General features: G+C 62.7%; 15 protein-coding genes. 7 read left to right on the top strand and 8 right to left on the bottom strand.

Going from position 1 to position 18,351, the window contains the following annotated elements; all coding sequences use genetic code 11:
• Positions 1-83 precede the first annotated feature (83 nt).
• Entirely contained in the window at positions 84-3,152 is a 3,069-nt protein-coding gene (locus tag BLS13_RS13450; RefSeq protein ID WP_256325867.1) for a TonB-dependent receptor domain-containing protein, read from the bottom strand.
• A gap of 262 nt (positions 3,153-3,414) precedes the next feature.
• Between BLS13_RS13450 and BLS13_RS13445 the strand changes: the two genes are divergently transcribed.
• Positions 3,415-3,972, top strand: a complete 558-nt coding sequence (locus BLS13_RS13445) for a hypothetical protein (protein ID WP_093452789.1) — start codon at positions 3,415-3,417, stop codon at positions 3,970-3,972.
• Position 3,973: 1 nt separating this feature from the next.
• Here BLS13_RS13445 and BLS13_RS13440 read toward each other — a convergent pair whose 3' ends face one another.
• The 3 genes from BLS13_RS13440 to xseA are packed head-to-tail and all read right to left on the bottom strand — an operon-like array spanning position 3,974 to position 6,654.
• Positions 3,974-4,873, bottom strand: a complete 900-nt coding sequence (locus BLS13_RS13440; protein WP_256325866.1) for a M23 family metallopeptidase — start codon at positions 4,871-4,873, stop codon at positions 3,974-3,976.
• Positions 4,870-5,070, bottom strand: coding sequence for a DUF2093 domain-containing protein (locus BLS13_RS13435; RefSeq protein WP_093452788.1), 201 nt, complete (start codon positions 5,068-5,070; stop codon positions 4,870-4,872). The genes BLS13_RS13440 and BLS13_RS13435 overlap by 4 nt, the downstream gene beginning before the upstream one ends.
• Before the next feature lie 45 nt (positions 5,071-5,115).
• Complete coding sequence (gene xseA / locus BLS13_RS13430; RefSeq protein ID WP_093452786.1) at positions 5,116-6,654, bottom strand: exodeoxyribonuclease VII large subunit; 1,539 nt, start codon at positions 6,652-6,654, stop codon at positions 5,116-5,118.
• On the opposite strand from xseA, the gene purD reads away from it, so the two are divergent.
• Together purD and BLS13_RS13420 are read left to right on the top strand one after the other, a co-directional pair.
• Complete coding sequence (gene purD, locus BLS13_RS13425; protein WP_093452785.1) at positions 6,653-7,933, top strand: phosphoribosylamine--glycine ligase; 1,281 nt, start codon at positions 6,653-6,655, stop codon at positions 7,931-7,933. The two genes, xseA and purD, sit on opposite strands and share 2 nt — an antisense overlap.
• Before the next feature lie 71 nt (positions 7,934-8,004).
• Entirely contained in the window at positions 8,005-8,454 is a 450-nt protein-coding gene (locus tag BLS13_RS13420; protein ID WP_093452783.1) for a hypothetical protein, read from the top strand.
• Between the two features lie 294 nt (positions 8,455-8,748).
• On the opposite strand, the gene BLS13_RS13415 is transcribed toward BLS13_RS13420, so the two are convergent.
• Together BLS13_RS13415 and BLS13_RS13410 are read right to left on the bottom strand one after the other, a co-directional pair.
• On the bottom strand, positions 8,749-9,876 hold the full coding sequence (locus BLS13_RS13415) for a M14 family metallopeptidase (RefSeq protein ID WP_093452782.1): 1,128 nt from the start codon (positions 9,874-9,876) through the stop codon (positions 8,749-8,751).
• Positions 9,873-10,475: a DUF4136 domain-containing protein gene (locus tag BLS13_RS13410; protein WP_093452780.1), complete on the bottom strand. Its 603-nt coding sequence runs from the start codon at positions 10,473-10,475 to the stop codon at positions 9,873-9,875. The genes BLS13_RS13415 and BLS13_RS13410 overlap by 4 nt, the downstream gene beginning before the upstream one ends.
• A 210-nt stretch (positions 10,476-10,685) precedes the next feature.
• Here BLS13_RS13410 and ykgO point away from each other — a divergent pair, with 210 nt between their 5' ends.
• Both ykgO and BLS13_RS13400 read left to right on the top strand, forming a co-directional pair.
• Entirely contained in the window at positions 10,686-10,811 is a 126-nt protein-coding gene (gene ykgO / locus BLS13_RS13405) for a type B 50S ribosomal protein L36 (protein ID WP_004210176.1), read from the top strand.
• A 17-nt stretch (positions 10,812-10,828) separates the two neighbouring features.
• On the top strand, positions 10,829-11,440 hold the full coding sequence (locus BLS13_RS13400; protein WP_176943583.1) for an HAD family hydrolase: 612 nt from the start codon (positions 10,829-10,831) through the stop codon (positions 11,438-11,440).
• Between the two features lie 12 nt (positions 11,441-11,452).
• Here BLS13_RS13400 and BLS13_RS13395 read toward each other — a convergent pair whose 3' ends face one another.
• Positions 11,453-14,740 carry a DUF3857 domain-containing protein gene (locus BLS13_RS13395; protein ID WP_093452779.1) on the bottom strand — a complete coding sequence of 1,096 codons (3,288 nt, stop codon included), beginning with the start codon at positions 14,738-14,740 and terminating at the stop codon, positions 11,453-11,455.
• A gap of 383 nt (positions 14,741-15,123) precedes the next feature.
• On the opposite strand from BLS13_RS13395, the gene BLS13_RS13390 reads away from it, so the two are divergent.
• Together BLS13_RS13390 and BLS13_RS13385 are read left to right on the top strand one after the other, a co-directional pair.
• Positions 15,124-16,263 carry an extracellular catalytic domain type 2 short-chain-length polyhydroxyalkanoate depolymerase gene (locus tag BLS13_RS13390; protein ID WP_093452777.1) on the top strand — a complete coding sequence of 380 codons (1,140 nt, stop codon included), beginning with the start codon at positions 15,124-15,126 and terminating at the stop codon, positions 16,261-16,263.
• Positions 16,260-16,697 (top strand): hypothetical protein, encoded by a 438-nt coding sequence (locus BLS13_RS13385; protein WP_093452776.1) that lies wholly within the window; start codon positions 16,260-16,262, stop codon positions 16,695-16,697. The genes BLS13_RS13390 and BLS13_RS13385 overlap by 4 nt, the downstream gene beginning before the upstream one ends.
• Positions 16,698-16,731: 34 nt before the next feature.
• Here the strand turns inward: BLS13_RS13385 and pyk are convergent, their stop codons facing one another.
• Entirely contained in the window at positions 16,732-18,189 is a 1,458-nt protein-coding gene (gene pyk, locus BLS13_RS13380) for a pyruvate kinase (protein WP_093452774.1), read from the bottom strand.
• Between the last annotated feature and the right edge of the window lie 162 nt (positions 18,190-18,351).

Genomic DNA, 18,351 nt, shown 5'->3' with positions numbered 1-18,351 from the left:
GTGCCTTCTAGACTGCCATGCACAAAAGAAAAGCGGCGGACCCCAAGGGGTCCACCGCCATTCTTCACGATATATCGATCAGCTCAGAAGTCGAGCGTTACACCGGCGTAAAGGTAGCGGCCGAGCGCGTCATATACCTGCGGGAAGGTATTGCCGTTACCCGTCACGCTGGTGAGAGCGTTCGAACCAACAACCGGCGGGGACTTGTCGAAAATGTTATTGCAACCAATCCGGAACGTGAACTTGTCCTCGAACGGCAGCGTGAACGACAGATCAAAATAGCTTTGGGAAGCGATCTTGAGGCTCTGTGGTGGCAACGTCGCCTGGTTGGTCTGCCGCAGGGCGGTATCGCTGCTCGTCTTGTCGAGATCGACCGACGAGAAATAGCGCCATGCGAACGTAACACCCGGGCCCGATGGCATCGTGTAGGTCAGACGCGCCTTGTGGCGCCATTCCGGGTTCGGCGTGCCGCACTGCAGGCCGTAGAAGCCTGCGCAGTCGTACGAAACGCCCACGCCGGTATCCGTCTTCAGCTTGTCGAGATACGTACCGACGAGGCTGACCGAGATCGTGCCATATTTGCCGATCCGGCTGGTATAGGCTGCGGCCACATCGATGCCCTTGGTCGAAACCGAACCGATGTTGAGGTTGGTATCGATCACATAGCCATTGTTCGACAGCCATAACGATCCGTTGCCGTCACGATGGATCAAGCTGCAGAATGCCGCAGCACCGGTCGCGACGCATTGCGACAGGATCGTATCGGCACCGATGCCCGCGCTGATGTCGTTCTTCACCTTGATGTCGAAATAATCGAGCGTCGCGGAGAAGCCCCGCAGGAACGTCGGCGTGAACACCAGGCCGAGCGACTTGGTCGTCGCCTTTTCCGGTGCCAGGCCGGTATTGCCGCCCTGCAAGCCGTTATACTGGCTGGCCGGGTTTGAGCGCACCTTGCCATATTGCGCAGCGCTTACACCGGCGAGAACGCACTGGGCCTGCGTTGCCGAAGGAGCGGCACCGGCGCAAGGATCGGAATTGCCGTCCAGTGAGACCGACGTCGCCGAGAACAGCTCGGTGATGTTCGGCGCCCGAACCGCACGGTTGTAGCTACCGCGGATTTTGAAATCGCGGACCGGGGCCCACTCGGCTTCGAACTTGTAGGTGTTCGTCGAGAAGCTGTTGCCCGCCGAGGTTGCCGTTCCCGGAACCTTGTACTTTGAATAGCGATAGCCGCTGCTCAACGTCAGCGATTCAAAGAATGGTTTTGATTCGATGACCGGAATGGAAATTTCACCAAAGACTTCCTTGACATTGTACGAACCGCTGAGGCCGATCGTCGCACCACCCTGGCCGGCCAGATCGCCGGTCGCGAAGGCCTGATCCGTTTCGAAGTTCAGCGATTCCTTGCGATATTCGACACCGACATTCATGCCGATGCCATTATCCGCCCACGGGCTCTGCACACCATACTCACCGCCGAGGACTGTGATCGAAGCATCAGCCACTGTTTCTTCGGTTTGGCCGCGCGAGAAGCCTGGCGTTTGCAGATAGCTGAGGGCCGCGGGTGTTACGGCACCGAGCTTGAAGATGTTATACGGTACGCAATTTGGATCCGAACCATCGACGACCGACCGGCAAGTCGGAACCCCTCCAACGCTGATCACGTCGAGAGCCCGGGTCAGCCGCGTTACCGAGAAGTCGTTATTGTAGGTCTGCGCGAAGTTGGTGCGGCCGAACTGATAGAAGGCGTCATAGGAGATGCCCTTGGCGATATCGCCGGTCGCGCCGGTGACGAGACGATAGCTGGTGTGCTGCAAATCGTCACGACGGCCGCCGCCTTCGACGTTTCGTCGCAAGATCGTAAGATTCGCGCGATTGTAGGTCGTTCCGTCGGGATTGGTGAAGACTGTCGCAGGCGTCGTGGCGCTGAACCCGATCAGGTTGTTCGTGTTGCAGACGAGCGGCCTCTGTTGCGCAGACAGCAGCGGGTTATCGCAATTGATCGTGGTCGTATTGCCGAAGTCACCCGACGCCGCGATCTGAGCGACCGTACGGTCGTCCATGAACATGCCCTCCATATAGGGCTTGAACGCATCACTGACATCATAATGGGCAAAGAAGCCGGCGGTATAACGCTCGTCTGGCCGCTGATAATAATTTACTGGCGCGAAGTTATACGGAGTCGATCCCGGAATGAACGTCCCGGTGCCGTTTGCCGCGTTCGGCCCCACTTGGTAGGTGTTGCTGCTAGTAGCATTAGTGGTGAAGAAGGTGCCGTTCGCTGACGTCGCCGAGCCGCCGCAGTTGAGCAACCGACCCGCGCGCGCCGTGATTTGTGCAGGCGTGTTTGCCGTTACGTTGCAAGCCGAATAATCACGGGTCGCCTGCAAAACCGGCTTGATCTTGCGATAGCCTACATAGGCCGTAACGTGACCGCGATTGTCGTCAAAGCCCGCGCCGATAACTGCGGTCGCGTCGACCGTGCCGCCATTCGCGCTGCTCCCCCTCGGAAAAGGGTAGTTGCGTGCAATCAGCGGCGCAGTCACGAGCGAACCAGAGTCATTATTATGCTGATACAGGCTATATTGCCCGTCCAGCTTGAAACCCTCAAACTCCGTGTCCATCTTGAAGTTAACGACACCGGAAACCGCGTCAGCACCATAGGTTGACGAAGCGCCGCCCGTCAGAACTTCGACGCTCTTCACGAGTGCGGCCGGAACCGCGTTGAGATCAGCGAAAGGGGAGCGCGGATCGCCCGGCAACAGCCGGCGACCGTTAACCAGAACCAGCGTACGAGCGGCGCCAAGACCGCGAAGATCGACGGTGGCGGTGCCCGTCGCACCATTCGAAAGATTGCCACCCTGCGCCGCGAAAGCCTGCGGCAGATTGTTGATCAGATCTTCGACCCGCGTCGTGCCCTGCTGCTTGATTTCAGCGGTGCTGACCACCGTGATCGGGCTGGCCGACGTCAGGTTGGGCTGCGGAATGCGCGAACCGGTCACGATGATAACGTTGCTGTCCTCGGCCGCTGCCGCATCGGCCGGCTTGTCCTGCGCGAACGCCGGCGAAGACGCAAATGCGATGCCAAGCGCAATCGATGCCGCACTGGCGTTCAGCCCAAACCGGCTGATATTCTTCATATTATTGGTCACTTTCCAGTCCCTTTTCTGGAGTGAGTGGCGCGAATTGATCACGCCAGGCTCAACCTTTCGGGGAAGGATCGGCGCTGGCACACCTCTCCCCCCCTTCAGGCATGACCGGTGGTGTGCAAGAAATCCAATCAACCTGTAAAGCGCAGGTTAATCTTTCCGGCGTGTTGCGGTGCCGTTGTCGCCTTTTTGCAACAGTTGCGAAATGTCGTTGCTTATATGTGCGGGATTGCGCTTATAATGTTTCACGGACAGGGAGATACGTATGATTGGCCGCACCGCGACACTGACTTTTGGGACGGCGATTGGGACGGCGATCCTGTCGTTCGCTGCCGCAGCTCCGGCGGCAGCGGCGGCCACGCGGCCGCAGCTGCTCGTAAATCTCGTCGAGTGCCGCACGATCACCGATTCCACGCAACGGCTGGCCTGTTATGATGCTCAGGTGGCCGCGCTCGACACAGCGGAAAAGAAGCGGGATGTTGTTGTCATTGATCGCGCCCAGGTCCGGGAAACCCGAAAGTCGCTATTCGGTTTCACATTGCCAAATCTCGGCATTTTTGGGTCGCGTAGTGACAAGGACGATAAAGAGATCGCCGCTGAAGATATCACCCAAATCGAAAGCACTGTTGCATCCGCGCGGGGCTCCCAGAACGGCAATTGGTCGATTGTGCTGACCGACGGCGCAGGAACCTGGGACGCGACCAGCGGCCTATCAGTGCCGCCGCGGCAGGGCGACAAGGTCATCATTCGGAAAGCCGCGCTCGGCAGCTATCTCGGCAGCATCGGCTATAATCACGGCGTCCGCTTCCGCCGCGTGAATTGAGTTATTGCGCCGACATCGGCCCCGCCACCGGCGCGGGATCGAGGCGGACGTCGCGCCACTTCATCGCCCAGTGTAAATGCGGCCCGGTCGCCCGGCCGGTCATGCCGATCGCGCCGACCGGCTGCCCCTGACGCACGACATCGCCCACCTTCACGTCGATCCGCGACAGATGCAGGAAGGCGCTGTTGAGCCCCATGCCATGATCGATCATCAGCAGATTGCCCTCGAGCGTGAAGGGCGCCCCCGCCGCCAGGATCACGACGCCGTCGGCCGGCGAGACCACCGGGGTTCCCGCCGGCCGAGCGACATCGACGCCGGGATGATAGGCACCCGGTTCGCCGGCATAAATGCGCTGCGAACCGAACACGCCGCTGATCCGCCCCTGCACCGGCCAGATGAAATGCTGCCGCCAGCCCTCGCTGTGCGAGTCGATCGCGCGTGCGGCCGTGATCTGCCTGAGTTCTTCGGCGCGGCGGGCCAGGAATTCGGGGGTCGGCGTCGTGCCCTTGGGCAAGGTCGGCAAGGACTCAATCTGCCAGGCACGGGGGCTGATCGTCAGCTTCTGCTGATAAAGGCGCCCGTCCGCTTCGGCCTCCAGCATCGCCGATGCACCGGCATCGCGGTCGAAGGCGATCACGAAACGCCCGTCGGTGGCCACGCCGATCGGCCTGCCATCGAGCCGCAGCGCCCATCCCGCCGGTGCGGTCCCGATGGCCAGCCCGCCCTGTTCGAGGTTGCCCCGCAAAGTGAAGTCATAGCCGACGGCGGCCGGTTGCACCGAAGTAACGGAACCCGTCGGAGGCGCGAGTTGCGGCGCCACGCCCTGCGGAACGATCGTCGGCGCGCATCCCGATACGATCAGGGTCATCGCGGCCCCGATCAGGCGCCGCCTGAAGATCAAGCCTTCTGCTCCGCCTTCGTCGCGGCCTCGGCACTGGCATAGGGTTCCTGCCGGGCCACGTTCCAGTAGCGCAGATCGTCCAGCGTGATCGCCGCGCCCGTCAACGCGCAGATCACATGATCGCCGGGCGCGAGCACCCGGAAGCCATTGGCCATATAATGCAGCTTCGCGACGCGGCCGCTCTGGGACATCAACATCGGAAACCTCCTTCACACCCGGAATATGGGATCGGCGCGCAGTGTTCAAAAGAGCTCGGGCTGCGCGGCCTTGTCGTCTTTGCCATATGGCGGTTGCACCGGCTTCTCAACCCGCACGTCGACGGCGCCATCGACAAAGTGCAAGGTCAGCGCGGCCGCCGCCCTCGCCGCATCGGCCGATGCCACCACGCCGCCAGTCCGCCGCTCGACCCGCACATAGCCCAGCCGCAGCGGCCGATCGGGGTGCAGGCTGTCGGCCAGCCGCCACAGCCGGTCGAGCCGGTCATGGCCGCCGGCGATCCGCTGGCCGATGGGCTCGTGGCGCAGGCGCGCCGCCGTCGCCGACAGCCGCTGCCCGGCACGATCCTTCGCATGTTGCACCGCGCGCCCGGCCGCGCGCATCTCGGCTTTCAGCGCCGCCTCGCCGCGATGCAGCCGATCCTCGATCAGCCGCGGCCGCAGTGCGCCCGATATTTGCGCCAGTTCGCCGCCGGCAACCGCCAGCCGCCGCGCAAGCGCCCGCGGCAATCGATCGCCGACCTCGTCGAGCCGTTGCCGCGACGCATCGAGCAACGTATCCGGGCCTGGCAATTGCCGTGCGATACCGTCGAACCGTTCGATCGCGCGCTCATGATAGCGCCGCGCCAGCCGCTCGGCGCGCAGCCCCATGTCGCGCACCGCACCGAGCAGATCGGCCCGCACCGGCACGGCGAGCTCGGCCGCGGCGGTCGGCGTCGGCGCGCGCAGGTCCGCTGCGAAATCGCACAAGGTCGTGTCGGTCTCATGGCCGACCGCCGAGATGATCGGGATCGGCGATTCGGCGACCGCACGGACGACCACTTCCTCATTGAACGCCCACAGATCCTCGATCGATCCGCCGCCGCGGCCGACGATCAACAGGTCCGGCCGGCGGATCGGCCCGCCCGCCGCGATCGCCCCGAAACCGCGGATCGCCGCGGCGATCTGCGCCGCCGCGCTGTCGCCCTGCACGATCACCGGCCACAGGATCACATGCGTCGGGCAGCGATCCTCGAGCCGGTGCAGGATATCGCGGATCACCGCACCGGTGGGCGAGGTCACGACGCCGATCACGCGCGGCATGAACGGCAGCGGGCGCTTGCGGTCGGCATCGAACAGCCCTTCGGCCGCCAGCATCCGCCGGCGCTGATCGAGCAGCGCCATCAGCGCGCCCTGCCCGGCCAGCTCCATCCGCTCGATCACGATCTGATATTTGGACCGGCCGGGATAAGTGGTGAGCTTGCCGGTCGCGATCACCTCGATCCCGTCCTCGGGTCGGAATCGCAACGACGCCGCCGATCCCTTCCAGATCACGCCATCGATGACCGCGCGATCATCCTTCAGCGCCAGATAGCAATGGCCCGACGCGACCCGCTTGAACCCCGAAATCTCGCCGCGCACGCGCACATGGCCGAACGCTTCTTCGACGCTGCGCTTGAGCGCGCCGGAAAGTTCGGAGACCGACAGCGCAGGCGCGTTGTCGCCCGGCATCTCCTCCGCTAACAGGCGGGGCCTGTCGAAACCGGGTTCACCGGCGGGCCCAAAACCGGGGGAAGCTTCGTTCATGATCATCCTGTTGCTCGGATCGGGTGGGCGCGAACATGCGCTGGCGTGGAAGATGGCGCAATCGCCACGCCTTACAAAGCTGTTCGCCGCGCCTGGCAACCCCGGCATAGCCGAACATGCCGAATGTATCGATCTCGATCCCACCCATATCGAATCGGTGGTTGCGTTCGCGCGCGATGAGAATGTCGGGTTGGTCGTGATCGGCCCGGAAGCGCCCCTGGTCGCCGGCCTGGCCGATCGGCTGCGCGAAGACGGCGTATTGACGTTCGGCCCCGATCGGGCGGCAGCGCAGCTCGAAGGATCGAAGGGCTTCACCAAGGATCTGTGCGCGCGCGAGAATATCCCGACGGCCGGCTATGGCCGCTTCACCGATCTGGCCGCGGCGCAAGGCGCGCTCGACCGCTTCGGCCTGCCGGTGGTGATCAAGGCCGACGGTCTGGCTGCCGGCAAGGGGGTGGTGATCGCGCAAAACCGCGCCGAAGCCGACGCCGCTTTGGTCGACATGTTCGGCGGCGGTTTCGGATCGGCGGGCGCCGAGGTCGTGATCGAACAGTTTTTGACCGGCGAGGAAGCCAGCTTCTTCGCGCTGACCGATGGCACCACCGTCGTGCCGTTCGGATCGGCGCAGGATCATAAGCGCGTGGGTGACGATGATACCGGCCCGAACACCGGCGGTATGGGCGCCTATAGCCCTGCGACGATCCTGACCCCGGCGCTTGAGGCCCAGGTGATGGCCGAGATCGTCGAGCCGACCGTCCGCGCGATGGCCGCCGCCGGCATGCCCTATTCGGGTGTGCTCTATGCCGGGCTGATGCTGACGCCGACCGGCCCGCAGCTGATCGAATATAATGCGCGCTTCGGCGATCCCGAATGCCAGGTGCTGATGATGCGGCTCGAAGATGATCTGATCGACGTATTGCTGGCCGTCGCCGAGGGCCGGCTGGCGGAGATCGCCCGGCCGCGGCTCGCGCCGCAGACCGCGCTGACTGTGGTGATGGCGGCGCGCGGCTATCCCGGAACGCCGGAGAAGGGCGGCGCGATCAACGGCATCGCCGCGGCCGAACACGAAGGCGCCAAGATCTTCCACGCCGGCACCGCGCAAACCGCATCCGGGCTGGTCGCCAATGGCGGCCGTGTCCTCAATGTCTCGGCAATGGCCCCGACGATCGGCGAGGCGCGCCAGATCGCTTATGACGCGGTCGACCGCCTCGATTTCGCATCGGGCTTCTGCCGGCGGGATATCGGCTGGCGCGAAATGGCACGTCTGCGGAACGACTGACCGGCTTTCGCATTGGAAGAACAGGCGCGGCTGGTGATCGCGCCGCCAATAATTTCAGAAGAAGGTGAAACATGCCGAATACCACCATCATCGTCGCCATCGTGGTTGCCTTGCTCGCGATCGTCGCCGTCACGCTTCTGATGCGACGGCCGGCAAAGCCGCTTGCCCCGCGCGCACCGGAAGCAACAACCGAGGGCCATGGGCTGGTCGACGAGGCCGCCGCCGCGTTCGTCGACATCGCGACCCCGATATTGGGCGCAACGGCCCATGCCGACCTCCCTTCCGACGATCTCACCCGGATCAAGGGCCTCGGCCCGAAGGCGGCTGGCCTGCTGAACGGCATCGGCATCCATCGCTACGCCCAGCTTGCCGAACTCGATGGCACGCAAACGGCCGAAGTCGATCGAAGGATGGGCGCATTTCAGGGCCGGATCACCCGCGATCAGTGGATCGAACAGGCAAGCTTGCTGGAGAAAAACGACATCGACGCTTTTGAGGCCAAATTCGGCAAACTCGGCTGAGCGCGATGGGCCGGCTTGCCGCGGCGAAATGTTGCACATGCGGTGCATGAGCCACCCATGTTCGGGCCGATGGCCTCATCCAGATCGATATTTTAATTATTTATTATCAATGACCTGCGAAATTTTTCGCCGGAATTTATTTTGCACTTGCAAAACCATGTTCGCAGGTGCACAAATAATGGGCCTTTCAGGCATCCTCTCCTAAAACTTTACGGGCCGGCCCTTTATGGACCGGCCCTTTTTTTGGCCCGCTGCGGCCGCGTCAACCCGGCCTCGGCACGCGGGGTGTTGCCGTTAGCGGTTCGGCAGCTTGTCCAATATCTCGTGCAGCGCACCGAGACATTCGGCGCCCATCTGCTTCGATCGCTCGGGCGACCAGCCGAACGCGGGATCGGGCAGGTCGTCATTGTCCTTGAACGGCATTTCCAGCGTCGCCGAAATGCAGCCGAAGCGATTGGCGAGCTGATTGGTCGACATCGACAGATTGGCCTTCCCGCGCGCCGACACATGATAACCGTGCTTCGTCTGGAAATCGGGGGTTCGCCGCTTCAGCGTGTCGCGGAACAGGTGGAATAGTTCGCCCTGCGCATCGGTCCAGTTCGGGATGCCTTCAAAACCGGCGATGAAGACGTGCGGAATCGCCTCGTCACCATGGACGTCCATCGCGAAATCGACCCCGGTTGCATCCATCCGGTTGCGGACATGGAACACTTCGGGGCTCCGCTCCAGGCTGGGATCGTGCCATTCGCGGTTGAGGTTCACGCCCAGTGCGTTGGTGCGCAAATGGCCGCGGCGCGATCCATCCGGATTCATGTTAGGTACGATATGGAAAGTCGCCCGCGCGCGCAGGCTGCGCGCCACCGGATCATGGCGATCGATCAGCCGCTCGAGCGCGCCCTCCATCCACCACTCGGCCATCGATTCGCCCGGATGCTGGCGCGCATAGAGCCAGACCCGCTTTGCCCCCTCGCCGATCGTCAGCATGTCGATCGATTGCCCGTCGATCGTCGACCCCAGATTTTCGTAGGCGACACCGGGCGCTGCCGCGATGCGGGCGACGAGATCATGATGCCGCTCGATCGAATATGGCGCGAAATAAGCCAACCATACCGTATCGGAATCGGGCGTGAAGGCGATGGTCAGCGCGCCCTTGACCATCTCGGTCGCGATCCTGCCCCATGTCTGCCGATCGGATGACACGCACGCCCGGTAATTGGTCCAGCCGGCGGGATAAGCGGAGACGCCGGCATTGATGATCCGCAGCGTCACCGCCTGGCCCTTCGCGCCGGTCAGGCGGAAATGGAACCATTGATAGAAATCCGAAAGATGATCCTTGCGGATTTCCAGATCGAAAGTCCCGTCCTTCTGATCGAGGACGATGATGTTGCCGCTATCGAAGTCGGCCGAGATATGGGCTGTCATTTCACCGTGATAGTCTGGCCCGACTGGCCGGGGAAGTCCCGGAACATCGCCTCGGCGAGGCGCGACACCGCCGCCTCGGGCGCGGCGGCGGGCGAACCGTCATGCGCGGCGGTCTGCGCGCGGCCTTCCCAGATCACGGTGCCTTCCGAACGGCGCTTGAGCTGGACGCTCAGTTCGGTGATCACGTCCATCCGCTGCTTCGGTTTGCCGACCGGAAAGCTGACGCTCCCGCCGACCCCGACGCCGCTACCGAAACTCCCGCCGCCCAGGCCGATCGTCAGCGGCGCCCGCGGCGCCCCAATCGGCTGCCAGTGACGAATGACCTCGACGACGGCCACCTGTTCGGACTTGGCGAGATCGGGCGCGGCGGCGAAGCCCTTGCGCGCCATTTCGCCCTGCACGATGCGGGCGTAGCTCTGAAATTCCAGATCTTTGCCCAGCGTCGGATCGCGCGGCTCGACAGCGAGCTGCCCTGGCGCGATCGGCTGGCCAAGGTGGAAGCGGGTTACGCGCGTCGGCAGCGAATCGGTCGCGCAACCCACAAGCGCGAGCATGGTCCCAACGATCAGGGCTTGAGCAGACAGGGTTGTGATCTTCATGACGCTGATCCTTCGGCGGGCGTGGTTTCACTCGAAACGCATCAGCAACGGTTTTGCTGCATAGCCACCTGTATCGCCCCTGAACGAAGCGTTTTCGCGCATCGCAAGCGGCGTTTCGGCGATCAACCGGGTTGACTCGGGTGGAGCGCCCGCATAGGGGAGCGCCTCAAATTTCGCAATTCGAACATAGATAAGGCAGGCGTTACGGCCATGAAGATCCGCAATTCCCTGAAGTCGCTGAAGGGCCGTCATCGCGACAACCGCGTCATCCGCCGCCGTGGCCGCACCTATGTGATCAACAAGACCAACCGGCGCTTCAAGGCACGCCAGGGCTGATCCCCGGAGGGGCCGGCATGAACGGCCCCGACGCCGTCATCTTTGATGTCGGCAATGTGCTTTACGACTGGAATATCCGGCTTTTATTCGAACAGCTCGTGGGTGACCCCGACGAGCTGAATTTTTTGTTGCGCCATGTCGTCACGTTGGAATGGCATGCGCAACATGATGCCGGCCGCCCTTTTGCCGAAACGAGCGCCGAGCTGATCGCGCTGCACCCGCGTTTCGCCGACGCGATCGCCGCTTATGGCCCACGCTTTTCGGAAACGGTGCCTGCCATGCTGCCGGGCATGGCCGAGATCGTCGAGGCACTCGACACCGCCGGCGTGCCCTTATTCGCGATCACCAACTTCAGCCACGAATTCTGGCCGCCATTCCGTGCCCGCGAAGCGGCGATCTTCGATCGCTTCCGCGACATCGTCGTTTCCGGCGAGGAACGCCTGATCAAACCCGACCCGGCCATCTACCGGCTGGCCCTCGATCGATTCGGGCTGACGCCCGCACAGGCGATCTTCATCGACGACCGAGAGGACAATGTGCGCAGCGCCGAGGCCGTGGGAATCCGGGGCCATGTCTTTCGCGGGGCGGAGCTGCTCGCCGACGATCTGCGAACCGCCGGGTTGCTTTAGGCGATCATTGGATCAGGTCGCCGGGGGAGCCGCCATTCCGAACGACGCAAACCGCGCATCGATCTCCGGACTCAGCCTGCGGGCGGCCGCAATATCGGCCATTCCGCGATCACGCTCGCCTTTGCCGATAAGCGCCAGTCCGCGCCCGAATAATGACGCTGCCTGGTTTGGCACAAACTTCAACGCCGCATCATAATCCTCGATTGCCGCTTCAAAATGGCCCAGCCGCAATTGGGTGAAGGCACGGCTATCGAGAATGGCAGGGCTGTTGGGCGCCAGCTTGAGCGCCTGCTGACAATCGGAAAGCGCAGTATCCAACGAAACGCGCATCGTCGCCTTCATCCAGCAACGCTCGTTGAATGCCATTGAATCTGTCGGATTTTTCGCAACAATGGCATCAATAACGGCCAACCCTTCCTGAGGATGCCCGCGCCGGACAAGCAGGCTTGATCGCAGCAGTGCGAGTTCGCGGGCTCCCGGCTTGAGCTTTTCGGCAGCAGAGATATCAGCCTCCGCGCGATCCAGATTGCCCGCATCAAGAGCGTAAGATGCCCTAATTGCGAGTGCCCGGGTGGAACGGGGATCCAGCCGCACCGCTTCGTCAAGATCGGCAAGGCGCCTGGCCTTGTCCGCCGCATCCCACAGTATCGCACGTTTCACATAATATTCGGCTTTCGGTTTCGCGGCGATCAGGATGTCGAGATCGGCGCGCGCCTCGTTCCGTTGACCGTTGGCAGCGCGGATTTGCGCGCGAATATATCGCGGTTCAACCGCCTTGGGCTGATTCCCGACCGCGATATCGGCTTCGGCGGTTGCCTCGATCATTCGGCCGAGCCCCCATAGCGCGGCCGCACGAACGCTTCTTATCGGCAAATTCGGATTGATCGCGAGCGCCTTATCCACATCGACTAGTGCTTCGGCGAACCGACCGAGCCCTGCACGAGCACCTCCGCGCCCGGCATAATAGCGCTCGTTGCGATCGTTCAACTCAATGGCTTTCGAAAAATCGTTGTCCGCATCGGCAAAACGCGCCTTCAACGTCGCAAGCACGCCCTTCGCCAACCATGCCAGTTCCCGCTTAGGGTCAAGGACGAGTGCCCGATCAGCAGCAGCATCGGCACGCGCATCGCCTTTGGTCGCAAGAGCGAGTGCACGCAACGAATGGGCAAAGGCATTGTCCGGATCGAGCGCCAGTGCCGCATCTTCATCGGCCAGTCCTGCGTCCAACTGGCCACGGTCAATCGAAAGCGCGCCTCGCCGTATATAAGCCTGAATCAGCGCCGGCTTGTTCTCCTTCAACGCCGCAATGTCGCCGTCAGTGGGTCGGTAGTCATCGGGAACGCGGACGAATATTGCGGTTTGCGCGAGGTCCGCCATTTGCGAATGCGCCTCTTCGGCGCGCTCGATCGGCAATTGATCGGCCAGCGAGCGTGTGCTGACCTCCATCGTCATAATGCCAGCTTCGATCCTGACTGCCCGATGGAAAGCGTACAGCCCTGCGACCGTCTTCTCGACATCACCGCCCTGCAGGCGAAACCCCTCACCATTGTTCGGGAGCTTCATCGTCTCGCTGCTGGCCCACCAGTCGGGATAATTGAAAGCAAAGGGCGCATCCTTGTTGATCCCTGCCTCGCGTGTGATGTCGAGGTTCCAGCCGAGGCGAGCACGATCGACTTCATACCATCGCGTGCCGGCCTCAGCGATCCACGCCATTTTCGCCGTCCCTGTCATGGTCAGGAGAAAATCACCGGTCGCGGGATCTTCGCTCGTGCCGACGCCGAGCAATGTTATGAAATTATACGTGTCGCGCCATTGCTTCCGTAGCGCCGTATCGCGATCGGCAGGCGCCAAATCGGCGAATTTCTGCCGCATCTCACTGGCGGACTCTCCGCGGAACCGCATCTCTCCCCGGGCCGGCGCAGGAACGTCGATCCCGGCGCTGGCATCCAGTGCCAGGCTCACGGTCTCGCTCGGTCGCAGAAGCGGCTCGGGATTCAGCGCCACCAGATCGGCGCCGACTGCGGTCACGGGTAATGCGACATGATAGGCCGGCACACGCACTCGATCGAGGCTTTGATCGCCAATCCGCGTGCCATCCAGCCAATAGCTGCGCCCATCGATACGCGCTTCGACAATCGCATGATTGAAGGCATTCATCGTCGGCAGGCGAGTGGCAACATAGTCGCCCTGCTCAGTGTTTACGAGAGCTGCGCGCGCATCGATCCCCAGACCGTTCAGCAGGGCGACAAGCAGCACGGTCTTACCCTTACAATCGCCATAACGACGCGACCAGGTAAGGTCGGCACTCGCGGGGACAAAGCCGCCGTCGTCCATCCCCAGAAAGAGATAGCGCACCTGTTCCTGAACGAGTTTTAAGGCAAGTGCAGCTCGCGTCTTGGAATCGGGGGCCGCTGCCCTGATCCGTGCGATCTCACCTTTGAGCGGGCTGTCCTGCCCAAGCTGCGCTGCCTTGTCGTAGAGCGGCGCGAAAATGTGTGAAACAGCTGCCCAATCTGCAAAGTCTGAGACTTCGACGGCGTTGACCGCGCGATACCGCAGCGGCGCGCGCTCCGGTGGCCGCGGCGGCGTGATATTGGTGAGATCGGACAGCAATTCGCTGTCGGCACCGACGTGGCCCAATCGAGGCTGCACAACGCCAGGCTGCGCGCGCCAGCGCATATGCCGGGTCGCAGGCCAGAGCACCCGAATTCGATTCCGGCCGAACGGAACGCCATCGGGGGGGCCGGCGATCACGCCCGAATGATCGGCCGCCGCCGGATCCTTGCGCGTCACGCTATAAGCGAGATCGATGACATCGCCGACACGCAGATCCTCCGGCTGGAGCGTCGCCGTCAATTCCCCATCGAGTGTTGCGCGTTCCAGGTTGGTTTCACGGCGGACTACCGTAAGACGGGAACCGTCGCCGAGCAGATCGATCGGCTTGCCGTCTCGGATCAACCGGTAGCGATGGAGCGTAACGGTCTCGAGAGCCGGATCCCAGGCGACCTGCAAATAGCCATCATCCAGGCCCTGCGGCGTGGCAATCTTGTACACCGAATTGGAATAGGTCGTGTCGCCAGCATCGCCCAGCCGCATCTGCGTATCCGCTAGCAACGTGATCGTCGCGGCCCCTTGTGCCGCCGGCGGAGCCTCAGGTACCGACGCCGGTATCACCCAAGCCGCGGGCGGACCGATCAGGGGGCGCTCCGAACGGGGCTGCGAAACGCTGTCACTGATGGGCGTCGCCGACGCGCAAACCGATAGCGCTGCGGCGAAACAAATGGCAATCAGCCTGTACATCGATATCCCTCCTGGGTCATACACGATAATTGGCACCGCAACTGGCGTCGAGACAGACCTTCTCGCGATTCAATTCGGATCGCTCGGCGGTTTCGCAAAGCACGGATGCCCATAGGGCCATCCTTTGCCGCAGCTATAGTCAATGTGACAAGCTATGCATCCAACCATATCGGATCTAATCGTTCGCGGATCTGCAATAAACAGCCGATCTTACCTTCATTTGGCGATTTAATAAGTTGTTCCGAATCGAATCATAGCGTAAGAACAATAATGATCATCGCATGATCGATCTATTCGGCTGATTCACTATAAAGCACGCGCCGTTACTGCGGACCGGTCGCCACTTCTACCTGCTGCAAATCTACCCAGATGTGGAGATTTCGATGCCGGACGACGTCAGAATCCAGGTGCCATCGTTAATCGGCTATAGCGTCGAAGCAAACCGGCATTCGGTGTCCGGCCTTTCATCGGGCGCGTTCATGGCGGTGCAGCTTCACCTCGCTCATTCCGCGAGCTTCGTCGGGGCCGGCATTATCGCTGGCGGGCCCTATCGTTGCGCCGAGACATTTCGGGAGGCGGCGATCTTCGCCGGCGATGCCTGTGCGTTGACCGCGCTCTATATCGCGATGGCGCCGCTGACGCCGGCGGTGGCGCCCAAGCCGCGCCAGCTCGCCGCCGCCGCACGCGATGTGGCGAAGGCCGGCAGGATCGATCCGATCGCTCATCTGGCGGACGACCGGATCTATGTCTTCACGGGCACGCAGGACAAGGTGCTCTCCCCGATCGCGGTCAGGGGTACGCGCGATTTCTACGAAGCGCTGGGCGTGCCGGAGGCGAATATCCTTTTCGTCGACGATGTCCCCGCCGGCCATTCGATCATCACCAGCAATCCCGAGGATCTGCCGCTGGGCGCGAACCGGCCCCCCTATCTCAATTATGGTGGCGCGGATTTCGGCAATCGCATGCAATCGCATGACGTGCTCAACCACATCTATCCCGATCTGCAGCCACCGGCGGAACAACTGAGCGGCCAGTTGCTGCGGTTCGATCAGCGGCCGTTCGTCGATGGCGATTTCGCGCAATCGAGCATGAATCCTTATGGCTATGTCTATGTGCCGGGCGGCGTATTGCAGGGCAGGAAGGCCCGCGCGGTGCATATCGCGCTCCATGGCTGCAAGCAGGGCTGCGGCTATGTCACCGCCACCTATGGCCGCCCCGATACGCAAAGCCAGCCGCCTTATGGCAACCGCTTCATCACCACCACCGGCTATAACAGCATCGCGGACAGCAATGACATCATCGTCCTCTATCCGCAGGCGATCGGTTCCGATCTGGGCGCGCAGAATCCCGAAGGCTGCTGGGATTGGTGGGGCTATACCGATGCCGGATCGGCGCAGCCCGATTATTACACACAGAACGCGATCCAGATCCGCGCCATTCACCACATGCTGATGCAAGTGTGCAGCGGCGGCGAAGAGCGCGCGATCCGGATGCCCACCCCGGCCGCAAAGGTGATGTCATGAACGACCCCGTTCCCGCACCGGCGATCGCCACGCCGATCGAGCATTTCATGAAGGCCGGCACGCTGCAGACCGATCGCGCTACCCGCGCGCTTCACACCGTCGCCGCCGCGGCGCAACTCGCGGCATCGGGGATCGATCCGGCGATGATCGGCGAACTTTCGCAGATGCAGATCGCGACGATCGAGCGGATGCGTGCGCTGCGCGATACCTGGAGCAGGGACTGGGAGAGCTGGTGGCATTATGCGGCGCAGCTCGGCAGCTCCAACACGATGTCCAAGCTCGTCGAGCGCGAAACCAACATCTTCGCGCAGATGGGGCAACTACTGGGTAGCCAGATGACCGACTGGATGGGCCTGCAAGAAAATATTGAGGTCAATTACGCCTATTGGTTGAAACAGAAGCTCGACCAGAAGGGACGGGACGGGGCGGCGTAACCGGCTCCACGCACCCAATCGCGCTCACCGCGCCCTAGGCCGCATAACCCTTCAGCTCATCCCCGGTGAGTCGAACAACATGGATCATGTTGGTCGACCCCGGCGTCCCGAACGGCACGCCGGCGATCACGATGATCCGGTCGCCGGCCTTGGCCAGGCCCTGGCGCAGCGCCATGCGGCGGGCCTTCGCCACCATTTCCTCGAAGCTCGCGACATCACGAGTGCGGACCGCATGTGCCCCCCACAACAGCCCCAGACGGCGGGCCGTGGCCAGCTTGGGCGTGAGCACCAGCAACGGCACCGAAGGGCGTTCGCGGGCGATGCGGCGGGCGGTGATCCCCGACATGGTGAAGCAGATGATCAACCCTGCCGAAACGGTGCGGGCAATCTGGGCGGCGGCCTCCGCCAGCGCATCGGCCGTTGTCGAATCGGGGGTGGTATCGGTGAAATGCAGGCGCGCGGCGTAGCCGGGATCGCTTTCCACCGACATGGCGATGCTGTTCATCATCGCGACCGATTCCACGGGCCAGTCGCCCGATGCCGATTCGGCCGACAGCATCACGGCATCGGCGCCGTCGTAGATGGCGGTGGCGACGTCGGACACCTCCGCACGGGTCGGGCTGGGTGACTGGATCATCGATTCGAGCATCTGCGTCGCGACCACTACCGGCTTGCCCATCCGCCGCGCCATTTCGACGATGCGCTTCTGCATCGGGGGTACGCGCTCGGGCGGCAGTTCGACGCCGAGATCGCCCCGCGCGACCATCACCGCGTCGGCCAGTTCCAATATCTCGTCGAGCCGTTCGACCGCCGAGGGCTTTTCGATCTTCGCGAGCAAAGCGGCCTTGCCGTGGATCAGGCTGCGCGCCTCGGCTACGTCCTCGGGCCGCTGGACGAAGCTTAACGCAATCCAGTCGGCGCCCTGATCGATCGCGAAGGTGAGATCGCGGCGATCCTTCTCGGTGAGCGCAGCCATCGGCACGATCACGTCGGGGACGTTCAGCCCTTTGCTGTTCGACAGCGCGCCGCCAACCTCGACCCGCGTTTCGATCTCGTCATGGCTGAGCCTGATCACCCGCAACACCAGCTTGCCGTCATCGAGCAACAGCCGGGCGCCCGGCTCCAGCGCCTCGAAAATCTCGCGGTGGGGCAGCTCGACCCGGTGGATCGTACCGGGTGTGGGATCACGATCGAGAATGAACTTCTGTCCCGTGATGAGCTGGATCTTGCCATCGGCGAACTTGCCGACGCGCAATTTCGGGCCCTGCAGATCGAACAGGATCGTCGTCGCGCGGCCCAGCTCCTTCTCCATCGCGCGGATCGCGTGGACGATCGGCACCTTATCCTCGTGCGCGCCATGGCTCATGTTGATGCGGAACGCGTCGGCGCCGGCGAAGAAGAGCTTGCGAATCATCTCCGGCGAGGAACTGGCCGGCCCCAGCGTGGCGAGGACGCGCACCTTGCGCAGGCGGGGCATGATCTGGCTGGTCACGATGCATTCCCTGATCGTTGGGCGAAATTCTTCGAAGGTCGCCGGGCATAGAATAGCTGCCCGATATGACAAGCCTTGATGACAATGCCGATATGAACAAAGGCCGAATCTTCCCGCCGCCCCGGCAAGAATCGGGATGGCGGCGGCGGGCCATCGGCGGCA

The organism is Sphingomonas sp. YR710, from assembly GCF_900101455.1.
Taxonomy (GTDB): Bacteria; Pseudomonadota; Alphaproteobacteria; order Sphingomonadales; family Sphingomonadaceae; genus Rhizorhabdus.
This window is presented reverse-complemented; position numbering and strand designations above follow the sequence as displayed.

Coding starts and splice junctions, on each gene's coding strand:
- BLS13_RS13445 (WP_093452789.1), top strand. CDS start 3,415: ATGATTGGCCGCACCGCGACACTGACTTTTGGGACGGCGATTGGGACG.
- BLS13_RS13435 (WP_093452788.1), bottom strand. CDS start 5,070: ATGTTGATGTCCCAGAGCGGCCGCGTCGCGAAGCTGCATTATATGGCC.
- purD (WP_093452785.1), top strand. CDS start 6,653: ATGATCATCCTGTTGCTCGGATCGGGTGGGCGCGAACATGCGCTGGCG.
- xseA (WP_093452786.1), bottom strand. CDS start 6,654: ATGAACGAAGCTTCCCCCGGTTTTGGGCCCGCCGGTGAACCCGGTTTC.
- BLS13_RS13420 (WP_093452783.1), top strand. CDS start 8,005: ATGCCGAATACCACCATCATCGTCGCCATCGTGGTTGCCTTGCTCGCG.
- BLS13_RS13415 (WP_093452782.1), bottom strand. CDS start 9,876: ATGACAGCCCATATCTCGGCCGACTTCGATAGCGGCAACATCATCGTC.
- BLS13_RS13410 (WP_093452780.1), bottom strand. CDS start 10,475: ATGAAGATCACAACCCTGTCTGCTCAAGCCCTGATCGTTGGGACCATG.
- ykgO (WP_004210176.1), top strand. CDS start 10,686: ATGAAGATCCGCAATTCCCTGAAGTCGCTGAAGGGCCGTCATCGCGAC.
- BLS13_RS13400 (WP_176943583.1), top strand. CDS start 10,829: ATGAACGGCCCCGACGCCGTCATCTTTGATGTCGGCAATGTGCTTTAC.
- BLS13_RS13395 (WP_093452779.1), bottom strand. CDS start 14,740: ATGTACAGGCTGATTGCCATTTGTTTCGCCGCAGCGCTATCGGTTTGC.
- BLS13_RS13390 (WP_093452777.1), top strand. CDS start 15,124: ATGCCGGACGACGTCAGAATCCAGGTGCCATCGTTAATCGGCTATAGC.
- BLS13_RS13385 (WP_093452776.1), top strand. CDS start 16,260: ATGAACGACCCCGTTCCCGCACCGGCGATCGCCACGCCGATCGAGCAT.